Origin of the sequence: Pseudomonas sp. TH15, assembly GCF_016651105.1 — a bacterium.
Taxonomy (GTDB): domain Bacteria; phylum Pseudomonadota; class Gammaproteobacteria; order Pseudomonadales; family Pseudomonadaceae; genus Aquipseudomonas.
Genome location: NZ_JAEKEL010000001.1, coordinates 5,116,455 through 5,133,072, shown reverse-complemented (window position 1 = coordinate 5,133,072; position 16,618 = coordinate 5,116,455). Strand labels below are relative to the sequence as shown.

At 60.7% G+C, this 16,618-nt stretch carries 15 protein-coding genes and 4 pseudogenes; 13 read left to right on the top strand and 6 right to left on the bottom strand.

What is annotated here, in order from left to right:
• The first annotated feature begins 111 nt into the window (after positions 1 to 111).
• Genes JFT87_RS23130 through JFT87_RS23115 form a run of 4 tightly spaced genes read left to right on the top strand, consistent with a single transcriptional unit; the run spans position 112 to position 2,707 of the window.
• Positions 112 to 420, top strand: coding sequence for a PepSY domain-containing protein (locus JFT87_RS23130; protein ID WP_201204835.1), 309 nt, complete (start codon positions 112 to 114; stop codon positions 418 to 420).
• The gene (locus JFT87_RS23125) at positions 420 to 725 is read left to right on the top strand and encodes a PepSY domain-containing protein (RefSeq protein WP_201204833.1); all 306 of its coding nucleotides are present in this window, start codon (positions 420 to 422) and stop codon (positions 723 to 725) included. Before JFT87_RS23130 ends, JFT87_RS23125 begins: the two co-directional genes overlap by 1 nt.
• Positions 726 to 728: 3 nt before the next feature.
• Entirely contained in the window at positions 729 to 1,397 is a 669-nt protein-coding gene (locus JFT87_RS23120) for a response regulator transcription factor (protein ID WP_201204831.1), read from the top strand.
• Complete coding sequence (locus JFT87_RS23115; RefSeq protein ID WP_201204828.1) at positions 1,394 to 2,707, top strand: ATP-binding protein; 1,314 nt, start codon at positions 1,394 to 1,396, stop codon at positions 2,705 to 2,707. Before JFT87_RS23120 ends, JFT87_RS23115 begins: the two co-directional genes overlap by 4 nt.
• A gap of 147 nt (positions 2,708 to 2,854) precedes the next feature.
• On the opposite strand, the pseudogene JFT87_RS28915 reads toward JFT87_RS23115, so the two are convergent.
• Positions 2,855 to 3,448: pseudogene (locus JFT87_RS28915) on the bottom strand (methyl-accepting chemotaxis protein); the annotation flags it as partial.
• A gap of 264 nt (positions 3,449 to 3,712) precedes the next feature.
• Positions 3,713 to 4,783: pseudogene (locus JFT87_RS28910) on the bottom strand (HAMP domain-containing protein); the annotation flags it as partial.
• Between the two features lie 630 nt (positions 4,784 to 5,413).
• On the opposite strand from JFT87_RS28910, the gene JFT87_RS23105 reads away from it, so the two are divergent.
• The 3 genes and pseudogenes from JFT87_RS23105 to JFT87_RS28900 all read left to right on the top strand — a co-directional run.
• The gene (locus JFT87_RS23105) at positions 5,414 to 6,733 is read left to right on the top strand and encodes a Na+/H+ antiporter family protein (protein WP_201204824.1); all 1,320 of its coding nucleotides are present in this window, start codon (positions 5,414 to 5,416) and stop codon (positions 6,731 to 6,733) included.
• A 392-nt stretch (positions 6,734 to 7,125) separates the two neighbouring features.
• Positions 7,126 to 8,025, top strand: a pseudogene (locus tag JFT87_RS28905) (cache domain-containing protein); the annotation flags it as partial.
• Between the two features lie 408 nt (positions 8,026 to 8,433).
• Positions 8,434 to 8,931: pseudogene (locus JFT87_RS28900) on the top strand (methyl-accepting chemotaxis protein); the annotation flags it as partial.
• Between the two features lie 140 nt (positions 8,932 to 9,071).
• Here the strand turns inward: JFT87_RS28900 and JFT87_RS23095 are convergent.
• Positions 9,072 to 10,007, bottom strand: a complete 936-nt coding sequence (locus tag JFT87_RS23095) for a LysR family transcriptional regulator (RefSeq protein ID WP_201204822.1) — start codon at positions 10,005 to 10,007, stop codon at positions 9,072 to 9,074.
• A gap of 265 nt (positions 10,008 to 10,272) precedes the next feature.
• Here JFT87_RS23095 and JFT87_RS23090 point away from each other — a divergent pair, with 265 nt between their 5' ends.
• The 3 genes from JFT87_RS23090 (at position 10,273) to JFT87_RS23080 (ending at position 12,554) form a co-directional block, all read left to right on the top strand.
• Positions 10,273 to 10,767, top strand: a complete 495-nt coding sequence (locus JFT87_RS23090) for a DMT family transporter (RefSeq protein WP_201204821.1) — start codon at positions 10,273 to 10,275, stop codon at positions 10,765 to 10,767.
• Positions 10,767 to 11,225 (top strand): DMT family transporter, encoded by a 459-nt coding sequence (locus JFT87_RS23085; protein WP_201204820.1) that lies wholly within the window; start codon positions 10,767 to 10,769, stop codon positions 11,223 to 11,225. The genes JFT87_RS23090 and JFT87_RS23085 overlap by 1 nt, the downstream gene beginning before the upstream one ends.
• A 1,161-nt stretch (positions 11,226 to 12,386) precedes the next feature.
• Positions 12,387 to 12,554, top strand: a complete 168-nt coding sequence (locus JFT87_RS23080) for a metallothionein (RefSeq protein WP_201204819.1) — start codon at positions 12,387 to 12,389, stop codon at positions 12,552 to 12,554.
• A 22-nt stretch (positions 12,555 to 12,576) separates the two neighbouring features.
• Here JFT87_RS23080 and JFT87_RS23075 read toward each other — a convergent pair whose 3' ends face one another.
• Both JFT87_RS23075 and JFT87_RS23070 read right to left on the bottom strand, forming a co-directional pair.
• Positions 12,577 to 12,849 (bottom strand): hypothetical protein, encoded by a 273-nt coding sequence (locus tag JFT87_RS23075; protein WP_201204818.1) that lies wholly within the window; start codon positions 12,847 to 12,849, stop codon positions 12,577 to 12,579.
• A 39-nt stretch (positions 12,850 to 12,888) separates the two neighbouring features.
• Complete coding sequence (locus JFT87_RS23070) at positions 12,889 to 13,116, bottom strand: DUF6555 family protein (protein WP_201204817.1); 228 nt, start codon at positions 13,114 to 13,116, stop codon at positions 12,889 to 12,891.
• Between the two features lie 145 nt (positions 13,117 to 13,261).
• On the opposite strand from JFT87_RS23070, the gene JFT87_RS23065 reads away from it, so the two are divergent.
• The 3 genes from JFT87_RS23065 to JFT87_RS23055 all read left to right on the top strand — a co-directional run bounded on the left by JFT87_RS23065 (position 13,262) and on the right by JFT87_RS23055 (position 15,430).
• A complete protein-coding gene (locus JFT87_RS23065; protein ID WP_201204816.1) occupies positions 13,262 to 14,032 on the top strand; it encodes an AraC family transcriptional regulator in 771 nt (256 codons plus the stop codon).
• 219 nt (positions 14,033 to 14,251) lie between these two features.
• A complete protein-coding gene (locus tag JFT87_RS23060) occupies positions 14,252 to 14,425 on the top strand; it encodes a DUF1427 family protein (protein WP_201204815.1) in 174 nt (57 codons plus the stop codon).
• Positions 14,426 to 14,473: 48 nt separating this feature from the next.
• Positions 14,474 to 15,430: a quinone oxidoreductase family protein gene (locus JFT87_RS23055; RefSeq protein WP_201204814.1), complete on the top strand. Its 957-nt coding sequence runs from the start codon at positions 14,474 to 14,476 to the stop codon at positions 15,428 to 15,430.
• 143 nt (positions 15,431 to 15,573) lie between these two features.
• On the opposite strand, the gene JFT87_RS23050 is transcribed toward JFT87_RS23055, so the two are convergent.
• Positions 15,574 to 16,608 carry a purine-nucleoside phosphorylase gene (locus JFT87_RS23050; RefSeq protein WP_201204813.1) on the bottom strand — a complete coding sequence of 345 codons (1,035 nt, stop codon included), beginning with the start codon at positions 16,606 to 16,608 and terminating at the stop codon, positions 15,574 to 15,576.
• Positions 16,609 to 16,618 lie beyond the last annotated feature (10 nt).

Sequence of the window (16,618 nt, the reverse complement as noted above, 5' to 3'; positions counted from 1 at the left end):
AAGGCACTGGTGTCGCGTTGTCATGACCAATGATGGCAATTCAGTTTCAGTTAAGTTCACCCCGCTAAGGTGCGCCCCGTAGGCAACACATAAAAAAATACGGAGACACCCATGAAAACCCTGACTGCCCTGTCCATCGCATCCATCATCGGCATGACCGCCAGCCTCGCTCACGCCCGTGACCTCGGTCCCGACGAAGCCCTGAGGCTGCGCGACGCTGGTACCATTGTGTCTTTCGAGAAGCTCAACGCCACCGCACTGACCAAACACCCGGGTTCCACCATCACCCAAACCGAGCTGGAAGAAGAGTACGGCAAGTACGTCTACCAAGTGGAGCTGCGCGACCCGCAGGGCATTGAGTGGGACCTGGAATTAGACGCTGTCAGCGGGCAGGTTCTCAAGGATCATCAGGATACGTAATGAAGGTGCTTTCATTTTCATGCATGGCGCTGCTGCTTCTGGCGTTTTGCTCGGTCGTCATGGCCCGCGACCTGGATCAGGACGAAGCCCTGCGCTTGCGTCAGCAGGGCGTGATCCTGCCGCTGGAGCAACTGCTGCAGCAGGCGCTGGACCGCTATCCCGGTTCCAGACTGCTGGAAGCCGAGCTGGAAGAAAAACACGACGTCTACATTTATGAAGTCGAGTTGCTGACCGCCGACGGCGTGGTTCGCGAGCTGGACATCGAGGCCGCCACAGGCCGTTTACTGAAAGACAAGGAAGATTGATCGATGCGTTTGCTCCTGGTGGAAGATCACGTGCCCCTGGCCGACGAATTGATGGCCGGCCTCAACCGCCAGGGTTACGCCGTCGACTGGCTGGCCGACGGACGCGACGCGGTCTACCAGGGCAGCAGCGAACCCTATGACCTGATCATTCTTGACCTCGGCCTGCCGGGGATGCCCGGGCTTGAAGTGCTGAGCCAATGGCGGGCCGGCGGCTTGTCGACGCCAGTGCTGATCCTCACTGCACGCGACTCCTGGGCCGAGCGGATTGAAGGCCTCAAGGCTGGTGCCGACGATTACCTGAGCAAACCCTTTCACCCGGAAGAGCTGCACCTGCGAGTCCAGGCCTTGCTGCGGCGTTCCCACGGCCAGGCCAACCAGCCGACACTCAAGGCTGCCGGGCTGCACCTGGATGAAGGTCGCCAGTGCGTAACCCGCGACGGCGCCGACATTCAGCTCACCGCCGCTGAATTCCGACTGCTGCGCTATTTCATGCTGCACCCGGAGCAGATCCTTTCCAAAAGCCACCTCGCCGAACACCTCTACGACGGTGAAACCGAGCGCGACTCCAATGTGCTCGAAGTCCACGTCAACCACCTGCGGCGCAAGCTTGGGCGCAGCGTGATCGAAACCCGTCGCGGCCAGGGTTATCTGTTCGGCGGGCAAGCCCAGTGAGGTCGATCCAGCGCCGCTTGAGCCTGGGGCTGATCAGCGTAATGGTGATCGTCGGCCTGGTGCTGGCGCAAACCAGTTTGTGGTGTTTCGAACTGGGCTTGCAGAGCTACCTCGAAGCCGGGCTGCGCAACGACAGTGAAAACCTGTTGGCCGCGTTGGTGCGCGGCCCTCAGGGGCTGCAACTGGATGAGCGACACCTGGCGCCGGCCTACCAGCGGCCTTTTTCCGGGCATTACTTCCGTATCGATTTCGCCGACAGCCATTGGCGCTCCCGCTCATTGTGGGATCAGGAACTGCCTCGCCTGGAGAGTCCCGGGCTGGAAAGTAACCTGCAATTGGGCCCGGAGGGGCAGCAGTTGCTGGTGCTGCGCTCGGACTATCGGCGGTTGGGTCTGTCGATTTCCATCAGCGTCGCGCAGGATTACACGCCGGTGCGCGAGAGCTTTTTGCGCATGCAACAGGTCGGGCTCGGGCTCGGGTTGGCGGGGTTGCTGCTGATTTTGCTGCTGCAACGGATCACTGTGCGCCGCGCCTTGCGTCCACTGGAAAAGGCCCGCGAACAAATCGCCCAGTTGCAACAGGGCCAGCGCTCGCAACTCGATGATCAGGTGCCGGTAGAGCTGGAGCCGCTGGTGGCGCAGATCAACCATCTACTGGCCCATACCGAAGACAGCCTCAAGCGCTCGCGTAATGCTCTGGGCAACCTCGGCCACGCCTTGAAAACCCCGTTGGCGGTGTTGCTCAGCCTGGCCTCCAGCGAAAAACTCGACGACCATCCGGAACTGCGCAAGGTCTTCCAGCAACAGCTTGAGCAGGTCCAGCAACGCTTGAATCGCGAACTCAACCGCGCTCGATTGTCCGGCGATGCGCTACCGGGGGCGTTGTTTGATTGCGATGCCGAGTTGCCGGGGTTATTGGCCACGTTGAACATGATTCACGGCGAACACCTCGACCTGAGCTACCGGGCACCGGCCGGTTTGCAGTTGCCGTGGGATCGTGAAGACTTGCTGGAACTGCTTGGCAATCTATTGGATAACGCCTGCAAATGGGCGGATGCCGAGGTTCGCTTGAGCGTGATTGAGCGTACGGACGGTTTTGCCCTGAGCGTGGAAGACGATGGGCCGGGGATTCCCGAAGACCAGCGCGCTCAGGTGTTCAGTCGCGGGATGCGGCTGGATGAACAGACTGACGGGCATGGCTTGGGGTTGGGGATTGTGCGCGACATCGTCGACACCTGGGGCGGGAAGTTGCTGTTGCAGGAGAGTGAGTGGGGCGGGTTGAAGGTCGCCATCGAACTCCCTAAACGCTGACACCGCTCTAAAGCCTGCTGAATCTCTCGTGGGAGCAGGCTTGCTCGCGAAGGCGGTGTATCAGCCGACATCTCTGTTAACTGATAGACCGCCTTCGCGAGTAAGCCCGCTCCCACATTTTGATTTCCGGTGGATGCAGAATTCGCGTCAGACGCGAAACTGATCCATCAAGCTCTGCTGCTGGTTCGCCAGGCTATTGAGTGACTGACTCACCCGCGCCGATTCATTCGCCTGCCCCGACAACGACTCGGTCACGTCACGAATGGTCGCCACGTTGTTGTTGATCTCCTCGGCCACCGCGCTCTGTTCTTCCGCCGCGCTGGCGATTTGCAGGTTCATGTCGGTAATCACCGTCACCGCGTCGCCAATCTGGCGCAGCGCGGTCACCGCCTGGCTGACTTGCTCGACGCTGCTCTGAGCCTGGCGATGACTGTTGTTCATCGAGCCCACCACGTCCTGGGTGCCGCTCTGCAATTGCTCGATCACCTGACGGGTTTCCTCGACCGATTCCTGAGTGCGCCGCGCCAGGTTGCGCACTTCATCGGCCACCACGGCAAAGCCGCGTCCGGCTTCACCGGCACGGGCCGCTTCGATCGCGGCGTTGAGGGCCAGCAGGTTGGTTTGCTCGGCGATGGCACGAATCACTTCCAGCACCGAACCGATTTTCTCGCTGTTCGCCGCCAGGCCTTCGACTTGCACCATCGCCGTGCTCATGTCAGCGGCAAGGTTATCGATGCTGGTGGTGGTGCGGTCGATCACGGTCAAGCCCTGACGGGTTGCCTGATCGGCATCGCGTGCTGCGTGAGCGGCCTGGGCGGCGCTGCGGGCAACGTCCTGGGCGGTGGCGCTCATTTCGTGAGAGGCGGTCGCCACCTGATCGACCTGGCGGTATTGCTGCTCCATGCCGGCGCTGGTCTGGGTAGCGATGGCAGACGATTGATCCGCCGTGCTGCGCGCGTCCTGCACCGAGCGTTTCACTTCGGCGATGATGGGTTGCAGCTTGTCGAGGAAGCGGTTGAACCAACCAGCCAACTGCCCCAGTTCATCCTTCTTGTCGTAGGCCAGGCGCCGGGTCAAATCACCTTCGCCGCTAGCGATGTCTTCGAGCATATGAGCCACGCCGAGGATCGGCTTGGTTACGCTGCGGGCCATCAACCACACCAGCAACAGACCGATCAGCGCGGCCAGTACGCCGAGGCTGAGTTCGACCAGCGTGCCGCGCGTGTTGCTTTCATCGAGTTGTTTTTTCAGCGCCTCGGCCGGGCCCACCAAGACTTTCTCCGGCACGTCGAGCAACACGCCCCACGGTTTACCGCCGGGAATCGGCAGGAACGGCGACAGCACTTTCAGTTGCTCATTGCTGTGCAGGCTGGTGGTTTTGTTGCTGGTGCCCAGCAGGCGAATCAGCTCGGCGCCGTTGGTCTTGTCGACGGCGTCCAGGCGTTGGCTGAGTTTGCTGGCGTCAGGGCTGTAGCCGGCGAGCAAACCGACAGGGCTGAGGATGCTGACGCTGGTCTGGCCGTCATAGAGCTTTTTACTCGCGCCCAGGCTGATCGCTTGCAGGCTATTAAGGTTGATGTCCACCGACAACGAGGCGATGACTTTGCCGTTGACCATCAGCGGGAAAACGATGCTGGTCATCAGCACGTTCTGGCCGTCGATCACATAGAAGTAGGGTTCGATCACGCACGGCTTGAGCGTGGTGCGCGGGCAGGTGAACCAAGCGTTGGCCGCCTCGCCGCTGGGGCCGGTGCTGGTGTCGGCCATGTCGCTTTCGGGCAGCGACATCGACGTCAGCTTGCCTGGCGTCGGTTGCGACCAGTACAGGGCAAAACGGCCCTTGTCGTTACTGCCCAACTCAGCTTGGCCGGCGAACAGTTCGTCCTTACCGTCCAGCGCATTGGCTTCGAATACCAGGGATAGGCCGAGCAGTTCCGGGTTGGCTTGCAGTGCCGATTTGACCTGGCGGGTCAGGTCTTCGCGCAGGTCGAAGGCATCGAGAAAGCGCTTCTCGGCCTGCTCGCGCAGGAACAGCACTTGGCGCGAAAAACCGTGGCCGTATTGATAGGCGTCCATGAACTGCTGACGAATGTTCAGCGCCTGGTTTTCACCCTGGGACTCGATCCGCGCCTGGGCGGATTCGGTGAGCATCTCCATGCTCGACGCTTTCACCAGCGCAGAGCTGTGCTCCATGCGATACAGCGAAAGACCCACCAACAGGGTCACGACGCCGGCCAGGCACAACCCGGCCAGCAGGGTGATTTTCCATTGGATGGAGAGTTGTCTGAGCGACATGGGAACGTCCTTTTATTCGATATTTATCTGAGACTTTGCACTGTAACGGCCGCGGATTGGCTTTCTTTATGCTGGAAACACAATATGGCGAATTGCCGCATGTTGTGGCTGCAGACCTGTGGCGAGGGGATTTATCCCCGTTCGGCTGCGCAGCAGTCGCAAATCCTGTTAATGCATTTCATCTGGAAGATCGCATGGGGCGGCTTCGCCACCCAACGGGGATAAATCCCCTCGCCACAGAGATTGTGCCTGGCCCTGGATGGTGGGCAGTTGTTTTGACACCGGCGCCACTCTGCGGCACAGTGCGCGCCCTTCTAATAAGACCCTCTTTGCAAATCCGCCGGTACTCCGTTGGCGGACTCATCCTGTCTGGCGGTGATTTTTCCACCGCAGTGTTTTTGAGGTAGTGAAATGAATGCTGTAATTGCCGCGGTTGGCGTCATGCTGGTGCTCAGCCTGTCCCGCGTGCACGTAGTGATCGCGCTGATCGTCGGCGCACTGGTGGGTGGTTTGACCGGTGGTCTGGGCATCGACGCGACACTTAAAGCGTTCAACAGTGGCCTGGGCAATGGGGCGACGGTGGCCTTGTCTTACGCCTTGCTCGGCGCGTTCGCGGTGGCGATTGCCAAGTCCGGCCTGGCTCATGCGCTGGCGGACAAGGCCTTGCTGATGGTCGACCGCCAGCACGCCAGCGGTGGCCGGCAGGTCAAGTGGCTGCTGATCGGCTTGCTGTGGGTGGTGGCCATTGCTTCCCAAAACATTCTGCCGATACATATCGCCTTTATTCCGTTGCTGGTGCCGCCGCTTTTATATGTGCTGACCAAACTGCAACTGGACCGCCGCTTGATCGCCTGCGTCATGACCTTCGGCCTGATCACGCCATACATGGTGTTTCCGGTGGGTTTCGGCAATATCTTCCTGAACCAGATTCTGCTGGCCAACGTCAGCAAAAGTGGCGTCGACATCAGCCAGATCAACGTCATGCACGCCATGGCGATCCCGGCGATGGGCATGGTCTTCGGCCTGTTGGTGGCGGTGTTTTTCAGCTACCGCAAAAAACGCGTCTACGACCTGGCGAAGATCGAGCAGGTCGAGCAGGTAACCGTCGCGTACAACCCGATGACCCTGGGCATCGCGGGGCTGGCGATTGCCGCAGCGTTCATCATTCAGTTGCTGCTGGATTCGATGATCATCGGCGCACTGGCAGGGTTTCTGATTTTCTCGGCGTCGGGGATTGTAAAGTGGCGTGAAACCGACGACCTGTTCACCGAAGGCATGAAGATGATGGCGATGATCGGCTTCATCATGATCGCCGCCTCAGGGTTTGCCGAAGTGCTCAAGGCCACGGGGCAAGTGCGCACGCTAGTGGAAAGCGCGGCGGCGTGGATCGACCACAGCAAGGCCATCGGTGCGTTGCTGATGCTGTTGGTGGGGTTGATGGTCACCATCGGCATCGGTTCGTCGTTCTCCACCGTGCCGATCCTGGCGGCGATCTTCGTGCCGCTGTGCGTGCAATTGGGCTTCAGCCCGATGGCGATCGTTTGCATCGTCGGCACTGCCGGCGCCTTGGGCGACACCGGTTCGCCGGCCTCGGACTCGACGTTGGGCCCGACCTCCGGTTTGAACATCGACGGCCAGCATCACCACATCTGGGACACCGTGGTCCCGACGTTCCTGCATTACAACCTGCCGTTGCTGGCGTTTGGCTGGGTGGCGGCGATGGTTCTGTAACACCACCGATCCCTTGTAGGCGCATGGCTTGCCAGCGAAGGCGTCAACGAGATCGCCTTCGCCGGCAAGCCGCGCTCCTACAGTTCGTTGGCTGCTGGTTTGCAGGTTTGTCGGGGCGATGGCGTTGAGCCTGCCCTTGTAGGAGCATGGCTTGCCAGCGAAGACGTCAGTGCGACCGCCTTCGCTGGCAAGCCGCGCTCCTACAGTTCGTTGGCTGCTGGTTTGCAGGTTTGTCGGGGCGATGGCGTTGAGCCTGCCCTTGTAGGAGCATGGCTTGCCAGCGAAGGCGTCAGTGCGATCGCCTTCGCCGGCAAGCCGTGCTCCTACAGTTCGTTGGCTGCTGGTTTGCAGGTTTGTCGGGGCGATGGCGTTGAGCCTGCCCTTGTAGGAGCATGGCTTGCCAGCGAAGACGTCAGTGCGACCGCCTTCGCCGGCAAGCCGTGCTCCTACAGTTTTGGTTTTGCGTGCCGTTAAAGCCTTTAACCACGCCAATAAAATCAAAAGAGCGAACCGTCATGCGCATGAGCCTGAAGGCTAAAGTCCTGTCCCTTGCCGTTCTCCCGGTATTGCTCTTTGCATTGGTCATCAGCCTGACCACGCTGTTCATTCTTCAGGAACAGGCGCGCAAGGAAGTCGAGGAGACTCGCCAAAGCCTGCTCAACGACGCCAAAGCCACCCTGCAAAGTTACGTGGCCGTGGCCATGACCGCGATCAAACCGCTTTACGACGCTGCGGCCCCCGGCGATGACGCGGCGCGAGCCCAGGTGGTCAAATTGCTGTCGAGCATCAGCTACGGCAAGGAAGGCTACTTCTTTGGCTACGACTCCAACACCGTGCGCCTGTTCAAGGCCAACAGCTCTGAAGGCGTGGGCCAGAGCTTCAAGGACAACCGCGACCCGAACGGCGTCTACGTCAACCGCGACCTGGTGAAGGTCGCGAAGGACGGCACCCACTATCTGCAATACAGCTCGCCGCTGCCAGGCAACGCGCAGGTGCTGGTGCCGAAACTGGGCTACACCGAATACCTGCCCAAGTGGGACATGGCGGTCGGCACCTCGGTTAACCTGGACGGCATCGAAGCCCAGGTTGCACTGGTCCAGGCTAAAGTTACCGAACGAATGGAAGGCGTGGTGCTGAGCATCGTCGGGATTGCGGTCATCGTGCTGTTGGTCATCGCTGCTGCCGGGATGTTGTTGGCCAACGCGATTCTGCGCCCACTGAACCTGATGAAAGCCAACCTCGATGACATCGCGGCGGGTGAGGGCGACCTGACTCGCCGCCTGACCATCACCAGCGACGACGAACTCGGTCAACTGGCCGGCTCGTTCAACCGTTTCGTCGACAAAATCCACAGCCTGGTGCGTCAGATCACCGAAATGACCTCGCAACTGACCGGGCTGGTGAATCAGGTCTCCGATCAGGCCCAGCGCTCGGATCAGGCTATGGAGCGTCAGCGTCACGAGACTGACCAAGTCGCGACGGCAATCAACGAAATGTCCGCTGCCGCGCAAGAAGTGGCGAAAAGTGCACAAAACGCGGCGGTCGCCGCCCAGCAGACCGACGCCGAAGGCCAGGCCGCCAAGCGGGTCGTGGCCGGCAGCATCGTGAAAATTCATGCATTGGTGGATGACATCCGCAGCAGTGGCGTGTCCCTCGACAGCCTGCAAAAAGACGTGTCGTCGATTGTCAGCGTGCTCGGAGTAATCCGCTCGATTGCCGAACAGACCAACCTGCTGGCCCTCAACGCCGCCATCGAAGCCGCCCGCGCCGGTGAGGCCGGTCGTGGCTTTGCGGTGGTGGCGGACGAAGTGCGGGCGCTGGCCAGTCGTACGCAAATCAGCACCCAGGAAATCCAGGGCATGATCGACCGCTTGCAGGCCGGCACCCAGTCGGCGGTGGAAGCGATGCGCCGTTCCAGCGAGGCCGGCGACGGCACTTCGGCCCAGGCCAACGAGGCCGGTGCTTCGCTGGACACCATGGCGCAGTTGATCGGCACCATCAACTCGATGAACGCCCAGATCGCCAGCGCCGCTGAAGAACAGACGGCGGTGGCGGAAGAGATCAACCGCAGCGTGCATCAGATTGCCGTGGCGGTGGACAGCGTGGCGGATGAAACTCAGCTGGGTGCGCAGACTTCTCGGAGCCTGGCGGATCTGGGGCAGCGTCTCGGTAAATTGGTTGGTCAGTTCCGGATCTGACGCGATCTGGAGCCCGCAACACAACCCTGTGGGAGCGAGCCTGCTCGCGAAAGCTGTGTGTCTGCCGCCAATGTGATATCAGGCATAGCGCATTCGCGAGCAGGCTCGCTTGTATGTTTAGACTTGAAGGGGTGGGCGATTTACGGTCTGTCCCAGTAGGGAATTTCGCCGAAGCATTCGATGAAGAAATCAATCACCGTCCTGACCTTCACCGATAGCCTTCGGCTACCTGGCCACAACACCGCAATCTGTTGCGGTTCAAGGCTGTTGGATACTTGATACTCCTCAAGCACCGGCACCAGCGTCCCCTCGCGCACGGCTTCGCCGATCAGCCATGACGGAAACATCACCAGCCCCAGCCCCTGTTCGGCGGCTTGGGTCAGGGTGTCGGCGTGGTTGCCGGTGATCGGTCCTTTGACCGAGTAGGGCGTCCAGTCCTGCTGATCCCGCCGGAAAAACCAGCGTTGCAAGCCGGCCACGCCTTTGTAGGCCAGGCAATGATGGGCGGCGAGGTCTTCCGGGTGTTGCGGGACGCCGTGGCGTTTTAAGTACGCCGGGCTCGCTGCGACTTGAAACCGATGCGGCGCCAGAATCCGCGCTTGCATGCTTGAATCGTGCAGCGGGCCGATACGGAACAACAGGTCGGCGCCTTCCTGCAACGGGTCGACGTAGCTGTCAGTCTGCTGGATATCCAGTTGCAGCTTCGGGTAGCGCTCGCAGAGTTGCCCCAGCCACGGCGTCAGGTGCCGCTGGCCAAACACCACCGGGGCGTTGATCCGCACCAGGCCGCTGGGTTCGCTTTGCTGTTCTTGCAGGGCTTGTTCGGCTTCTTCCAGTTGCACAAGCACCAGCCGCGCGTGATGCCCGAGCATGCGCCCGGCTTCGGTCGGCGTGACGGCGCGGGTGTGGCGGTAAAGCAATTGCTGGTTCAGGGCGTGTTCCATCAACTGGATTTGCCGAGAAATCGAAGAGGGCGCCAAGCCCTCACGGCGGGCGACTTCGGAAAAGCTGCCGTGGTCGAGCACCGCGACGAATAGCCGAAGTGCCTTGAATCCCAGCTCGTTGAGGCCGTGCATGGTGAGTCCTGCTGTGCGAGTTGCGCAAAAGTGTTGTCAGGATGCTCCCATTTATCGCAAAGGATCGCCAGCCGATAATGCGCGCCACTGAAAATCCTGAGAGTGGGCTTTTGTGGCGAGGGAGCTTGCTCCCGCTTGAGTGCGCAGCGCTCACAGAAATGTGGGGCCGCTGCGCAGCCCAGCGGGAGCAAGCTCCCTCGCCACAGGTTCAGGTCGAATCCACTCTCGCAGGATGCGCGCCCTAACTAATTGGTAGGTTCTCTCTATGCAATCTCCTTCAATCGACAACGCTGCTGTTGTCGCAACACCAACTACCAAACCCGGACTACGCCTATTGCTATTGCCGCTGGTCATCCTGGCCGGCATGGGCCTGTCCGTGGAGGCCGGGTTACTCGGGCCGCTCGGCGTTCAGGTCGGGCACTTGTGGGCGACGTTGAGCATCTTCGGCGTCGGCTCGGCGATTCTGTTCCTGTTGCTGCTGTTCAGCGGCCCGCAACAGGGGCCGGCGCTGAACACGTTGCCGCAGTGGCAGTTGATCGGCGGTTTTCTCGGCCCGATCTATGTGGTGGTGCTGACCCTGGCCACACCGCACATCGGCATTGCCATGACGATGATTGCGATCCTCTCCGGGCAGGTCGGCAAGAGCGTGTTGATCGACCACTTCGGCTGGTTCGGCGCCACGCGTAAAAAGGTCAACGGCGAACGTTGGCTGGCGTTGCTGCTGATTGTCGCGGCACTTGTTTTGATCGCTCGGGGTTGATGATGAATCTGGTTATTTTGTTGGCGGTGGTGGTGGCGGCTGGTGCGGTGCTGAGTGTTCAGGCAGCGATCAACGGGCGCCTGGGGGAAACGGTCGGTGTGTTGCGCAGCAGTTTGCTGACCTTTGCGGTCGGCGCGGTGGTTACCGGGTTGCTCATCCTGTTTTTCGAACCTGCGCATGCCGTTAGCTTGCTGGACGTGCCGAAATGGCAGCTCAGCGGGGCGCTGTTTGGCGTGGTGTACATGATGGTCATGGTGGGCGCAGTGCCGCGGGTTGGCACGGCGGTGGCGACGGTGGCGGTGATCGTCGGGCAACTGGGCATGGGCATGTTGATCGATAACTTCGGCTGGCTCGGCAACCCGGCGATCGAGTTGTCCGGGAGCCGGATGCTGGCGATGGTGTGCCTGGCGCTGGCGCTGGTGTTTATGTATCGCAGTAGTGTGCGTCGGGTTGAGTGATTTTTTGGGGTGAATATCCGTTGCTGCGGTGATGGCTTATTACGGTTTCGCCCTTACGGCGACTCACTTTTTTACAAGCGCCTAAAAAAGTAAGCAAAAAACGCTTGCTCCTACGTGCGGCCCGCTCGCTGGGGCTCGGGGTTCCTTCGCTGCGGGATCGATCCGGGCGCAGCGCCTACGGTTTGCTGCGCTGCACCTCCTCTCGCTGTGTTTGGCTGCGCCAAACGGTCGCTGCGCTCCCACGCCCGGATCAATCCCTCCACTCAGCCTGCCGACGTCGCCCGTGGATCAAGATCAAAAGCAGGCGAGCTGACACTCGGCCTATTGAGTGGTGAAGAGCACGGGTATTCGGCTTTGGATTTGCTGTGGATTTGTCTCTCATCGGAACGCCGCCCGCCCAGCCCTCTCCCACCGGGAGAGGGCTAGGGTGAGGGGCTCTTGATCTTCAGCCCCTTCGGCAGGCCGAGCGAAGGTGTTCATCCGGGGATTAGGCGCGCAGCGCCGTGCGGCGTAGCCGCACACATCGAGAGGAGGTGCAGCGCAGCAAACCGTAGGCGATGCCCCCGGATGGGCACCGTAGCGAGGGAACACTGAGCCTCAGCGAAGTGCCGTACGCCGGGGCCAAGCCTTTTGGGTTACCTTTTCGGCGTTTGGAAAAGGTGACTCGCTGTAAGAGCGAAACCGCCAGCGGCAGCTCCCGAAAAAAGGATATGCCCCCAACCCACCAACCCCAAAGACAAAAAAATCAAAAGATCGCAGCCTTCGGCAGCCCCTACATTGGTTCTCACGGCTTACCCGCCAAGTCCCTCAGCTGCCAAAGCCCGCGATTTTTGATCTGGCGCTGGCTCTTGACGTTGCTTCTGATTTTTTGCCCCTTCGGCAGGCCGAGCGGATGGGCACCGTAGCGAGGGAACACTGAGCCTCAGCGAAGTGCCGTACGCCGGGGCCAAGCCTTTGGGTTACCTTTTCGGCGTTTGGAAAAGGTGACTCGCTGTAAGAGCGAAACCGCCAGCGGCAGCGCCCGAAAAAACGGATATGCCCCCAACCCACCAACCCCAAATACAAACAAATCAAAAGATCGCAGCCTTCGGCAGCTCCTACACTGGTTATCACGGCTTGCCCGCCAAGCCCCAGACAACCACCCAAAAAGGAGTCTGTCCCATGTCTGATAAAAAATGCGATTGCCCCGGCTGTAAATGCACCATCAAGGAAGGCGATCATTCCTACGCTGTGCACGGCAAACACTACTGCTGCGAAGCCTGCGCTCACCACCACAAGAGTGGCGAAGAGTGCTCAAGCAAGGGCTGCCATTGCGCGCATCCCAAATAAACACAGCCCAAAAAAGTGGAGCCTAATCAGGCTCCACTTCCAGTTTCAGACTTTCATCATCCATTCGCTCGGTATGGCGCACCGTGCCTTGCAGTCGTCGACCTTCAACCCGGACCACCACGGTTTTCGCCTGGTCCAGATTTTCGGGTAACGGCGCCGGCACCCTCAGGGCGAAGCAAAAGGGATCAGCGTCGACCGCCTCCAGCCCAACCCGACACTCCACGCTTTTGGTAATACGCCCGAACAGCGTATCGAGGCCATATTCCAGATGCGCCGGACTGTTGATGGTGCTCATGGTGCGTTCCCCCGAATGATCGCAATCGCCAGGCTGAGCTTAGCTGGTCGGTCGCCACACGACGTTTTCCACGCCGAATTTTTCCGCCATCGGCTTGCTGGTCTTTTGCACCTTTTCCCGACCAAAGCGAGGGATGCGACCGACGCCGGCGTCGCAACTCGCCCAGTGCCACGCCTCCGCGTTGTCCATTTTGTCCAGGCGGATAATGAAAGACTTGGGGGCGCCATGAAGGGTGTATTCAATGACGAAAAGTTTTGCGCTGTTCATAAAGCCCGTATTCCTCCCTGTGGTAATACAAGGATCGTTGGCGCCGATAAAAATTCAGTCGAATTGGCAGACGGTGTCGCTCACTGGCGACAAACCGGGCGCCTCGTTACCATGACGATTCCTCGAATCCCTATGATCCTAGCCCATGGCCCTCGCCGCACCGCCCGACCTGACTGATACCGACGTGCCGGTGCAACCGCTGGCGCGCACTTACCCGCGCGGCTTGTTTATCGAGCCGCACGAGCATGTCTGGGGTCAGTTGTTGTATGCCATGAGCGGCGTGATGTGGGTTGAAACACCGCACGAGGCTCTAGTCGTTCCGCCGCAACGGGCGGTGTGGTTGCCGCCGGGCGTGCCCCACGGGATTCGCGTGGTGTCGGACTTGCAGATGCGCAATATCTACCTGCGACCGGCGTTGGCGGCGACCCTGGATGACAGTGTTCAGGTCATCGAGGTTGGGGGGCTGCTGCGGGAATTGATCGTCGGGCTGGTGGAGCAGGGCGACGACGGTGCGCCGGAGTATTACGAGGCGCTGGTCGGTCTGGCGTTGCTGGAGCTCAAACGGGCCAAACGCTCGATGCTGAAAATCCCGCTGCCGGATGATTCCGACCGGCGTTTACTGAACCTGTGTCAGGCCGTCATGGCCGCGCCGTCCCTGGACATTGCGTTCGAGCAGCACGCCGAAAACGCCGGGGCCAGCGTGCGCACCCTGGCGCGGCTGTTCAAGGACGGCTTGGGCATGGGGTTCGCCGAATGGCGGCGACAGGTGCAACTGGCGACGGCGGTGGCGGAGTTGATCCAGGGTGTGCCGGTCAGTGTCATCGCCCGGGAGTTGGGGTATTCGCCGAGCAGCTTCAGCGACATGTTTCGCCGCGAACTCGGTGTTGCGCCATCGCAATTCATGGCGAGTCGCTGAAGCCGGACTCCGTCCCTGTGGGAGCGAGCCTGCTCGCGAAAGCGGTGTGTCAGCCAACAGGGCTTTCGACTGACACGGCCTCTTCGCGAGCAGGCTCGCTCCCACAGGGGAGTTGCGGTGTTTGGCTGGTCTTTGGCCGATATTCAGAAGCACTTGGCCGACGGGTTTCGTCGCCGTTCTCTAGACTCTGCGCATCCCCCTTATGCCACGGAGTCTGTCATGAACTACTTCATCTCGCTGGGCATCGGCCTGGGCGTTGGTCTGCTTTACGGCGCGCTGGATTTTCGCTCCCCGGCACCGCCAGCCATCGCGCTGGTGGGGCTGTTGGGCATGCTCGCCGGCGAGAAGTTGTGGCCCATGGGTCGGCAACTGATTGCCGGCTGGATCTCCTGAACGCCTTTATCCCTTCAACGCCCTTCATCCCTTTAACGGAAGCTCCCCATGAAAGCTTTGCAATTCGACAAGACCGGCGACCTCTCGGCCCTGCGCTATGTTGAAGTCCCAACCCCGGTGGCCGGCGCCGATGAAGTGCTGGTGCAGATCAAGGCCGCCGGCCTCAACCCCAGCGACGTGAAGAACGTGCTGGGGCGTTTTCCCTACACCACGTTGCCACGGATTCCCGGTCGGGATTTCGCAGGCGTCGTGGTGGAAGGCCCGCAGGCGCTGATCGGTCAGGAAGTCTGGGGCACCGGTCGTGAACTGGGCTTTTTCGCCGACGGTTCCCACGCGCAATTCGTCAAATTGCCGGCCAATGGCGTGGCGCTGAAACCGACTCACTTGAGCTTCTCCCAAGCCGCCAGCCTCGGTGTGCCGTACACCACGGCGTGGGATGCGCTGGAGCGCAGTCTGGTAACCGCGGGTACGCGTTTGTTGGTGATTGGTGGCGGGGCGGTCGGCAGTGCGGCGCTGGCGTTGGCCAAAGTCCGTGGTGCCAAGGTGTTGGCGGCGGCGCGGCGGGTAGAGCAGGTCAAGGAATTGCAGGCTCAGGGTTATCAGACCCTGCAACTGGACAAGCCCGAAGACCTCGGCGCTCAGGTGAATGCGGTGTACGCCGGTGGCGCGGACGTGATCTTCGACACCACGGGTTTCTGGCTACCGGCTTCAGTCCCGGCGCTGGCGGCGTTCGGTCGCATCGCGATCATTGCCGCGCCGGTCGACGGTCACGTGCAATTGCCGGCGCTGGCGTTGTATCGCAAGGGTGGTTCGGTGGTCGGGATCAATTCGCTGCTCTACGGCGTGCAGGCGTGTGCGGCGATGCTGGATCAGTTCGGCACGTTCTTCGATCAGGGGTTGTTGCCGTTGCCGGAAGGGTTGGTTGAGTCGCCGTTGGCGCAAGGGCTGGAGCGCTATGCCGAGGTGAATCAAGGCAGTGGTGACAAAGTCATCCTCATCCCCTGACGCTTCCTCTGACAACGCAAACCCTGTAGGAGCCGAGCTTGCTCGCGAAAGCGCCAGGTCAGTCGATGAGTGTTTTGACTGGATTGACGTCTTCGCGGGCAAGCCTTGCTCCTACAAATGTTTGGGGCGTGCGATTTTGATTTTCACGGGGCGGGAACACCTTTCTCCCAAGCCGACCAGTTCTTCAAAATCTCCTGCACCAGCGGATTTCCGGTGCGGTACAGATTCTCAAGCGCCGGCACAAACCCGCCCTGATCTGCATATTTGAGCAGGTTATCCACCTCGCTCTGCCCCGGCGCCGGCCGGTCGAAGTCGGAACCGGCGCGCACCACTGCCAGACGCTGCACATCCACCAAACCTTCACGGCTGGCCCGCAGCAGCGCTTCGTAGGTGGAGTTGTCTTCCTGTTGGGTCGTGCAGTACTCGCCTTTATTATCCGTGAGCAACTTGGTCCAGACTTCGGCCCGCTCGCTCAAACGCGTCCCGGAAAACCAGGTATTGCCCGCCGCCGTATCGCACTTGGTCACCACGGGCGGCTGATTGGCCGGGGCCGACGGGTATTTCAAACGCCACGCAGCCGATTCCTTGCTCTCGCTCAGCTCGACTTTATGCGACAGGGCAAACGCCTTGGCCTGCAACTTCGGGTTGAGCTCGAAGACTTCGGTCTTGTAGTCCAGCGGCGGTTTTTCGTTCGGGCCTTTGGTGTTGATGCCGATGTAACCGGTCGGCCAGTCTTTCGGTACATCCCTAGAATCGATTTCCCACTGGGTTCCGAATTCCACCAGGTAATGCGCCCAGGCAGCGGTGCCGATGGTCCCGTGTTTCGGGCTGATGCCGGCAATCCCGGCGATCAGGAAGTAGCTTTTACGCAGGTCGAACTTCGGCGACAGCGCCAGGGCCAGGGTCGACGCGGCGGCGTTGGTTTGCCCCATGCCGGTGACCATCAGGCACACCTGCTGGGTGTTGCAGCGAATACTCGGGTACTCGGCGGACAGGCCCGGTACGCGAACTTCCTGCTTGAGTTCCAGGCGCTCGATCCAGTTCTGTGCCTCGGGGGCGAACATGGTGATTAGCATCACTTTTGGCTGGATCGGTGCTTCATTTGCCCACGCGGTGGAAGCGAGCAGGGTGCCGCAGGCCAGCGCCACGGACAGGGAAAGACGCGTCATTGCTTTCATACAACCTCCA

Coding starts and splice junctions, on each gene's coding strand:
- JFT87_RS23095 (WP_201204822.1), bottom strand. CDS start 10,007: ATGCACGGCCTCAACGAGCTGGGATTCAAGGCACTTCGGCTATTCGTC.
- JFT87_RS23050 (WP_201204813.1), bottom strand. CDS start 16,608: ATGAAAGCAATGACGCGTCTTTCCCTGTCCGTGGCGCTGGCCTGCGGC.
- JFT87_RS23080 (WP_201204819.1), top strand. CDS start 12,387: ATGTCTGATAAAAAATGCGATTGCCCCGGCTGTAAATGCACCATCAAG.
- JFT87_RS23075 (WP_201204818.1), bottom strand. CDS start 12,849: ATGAGCACCATCAACAGTCCGGCGCATCTGGAATATGGCCTCGATACG.
- JFT87_RS23060 (WP_201204815.1), top strand. CDS start 14,252: ATGAACTACTTCATCTCGCTGGGCATCGGCCTGGGCGTTGGTCTGCTT.
- JFT87_RS23130 (WP_201204835.1), top strand. CDS start 112: ATGAAAACCCTGACTGCCCTGTCCATCGCATCCATCATCGGCATGACC.
- JFT87_RS23065 (WP_201204816.1), top strand. CDS start 13,262: ATGGCCCTCGCCGCACCGCCCGACCTGACTGATACCGACGTGCCGGTG.
- JFT87_RS23070 (WP_201204817.1), bottom strand. CDS start 13,116: ATGAACAGCGCAAAACTTTTCGTCATTGAATACACCCTTCATGGCGCC.
- JFT87_RS23125 (WP_201204833.1), top strand. CDS start 420: ATGAAGGTGCTTTCATTTTCATGCATGGCGCTGCTGCTTCTGGCGTTT.
- JFT87_RS23105 (WP_201204824.1), top strand. CDS start 5,414: ATGAATGCTGTAATTGCCGCGGTTGGCGTCATGCTGGTGCTCAGCCTG.
- JFT87_RS23055 (WP_201204814.1), top strand. CDS start 14,474: ATGAAAGCTTTGCAATTCGACAAGACCGGCGACCTCTCGGCCCTGCGC.
- JFT87_RS23120 (WP_201204831.1), top strand. CDS start 729: ATGCGTTTGCTCCTGGTGGAAGATCACGTGCCCCTGGCCGACGAATTG.
- JFT87_RS23085 (WP_201204820.1), top strand. CDS start 10,767: ATGATGAATCTGGTTATTTTGTTGGCGGTGGTGGTGGCGGCTGGTGCG.
- JFT87_RS23090 (WP_201204821.1), top strand. CDS start 10,273: ATGCAATCTCCTTCAATCGACAACGCTGCTGTTGTCGCAACACCAACT.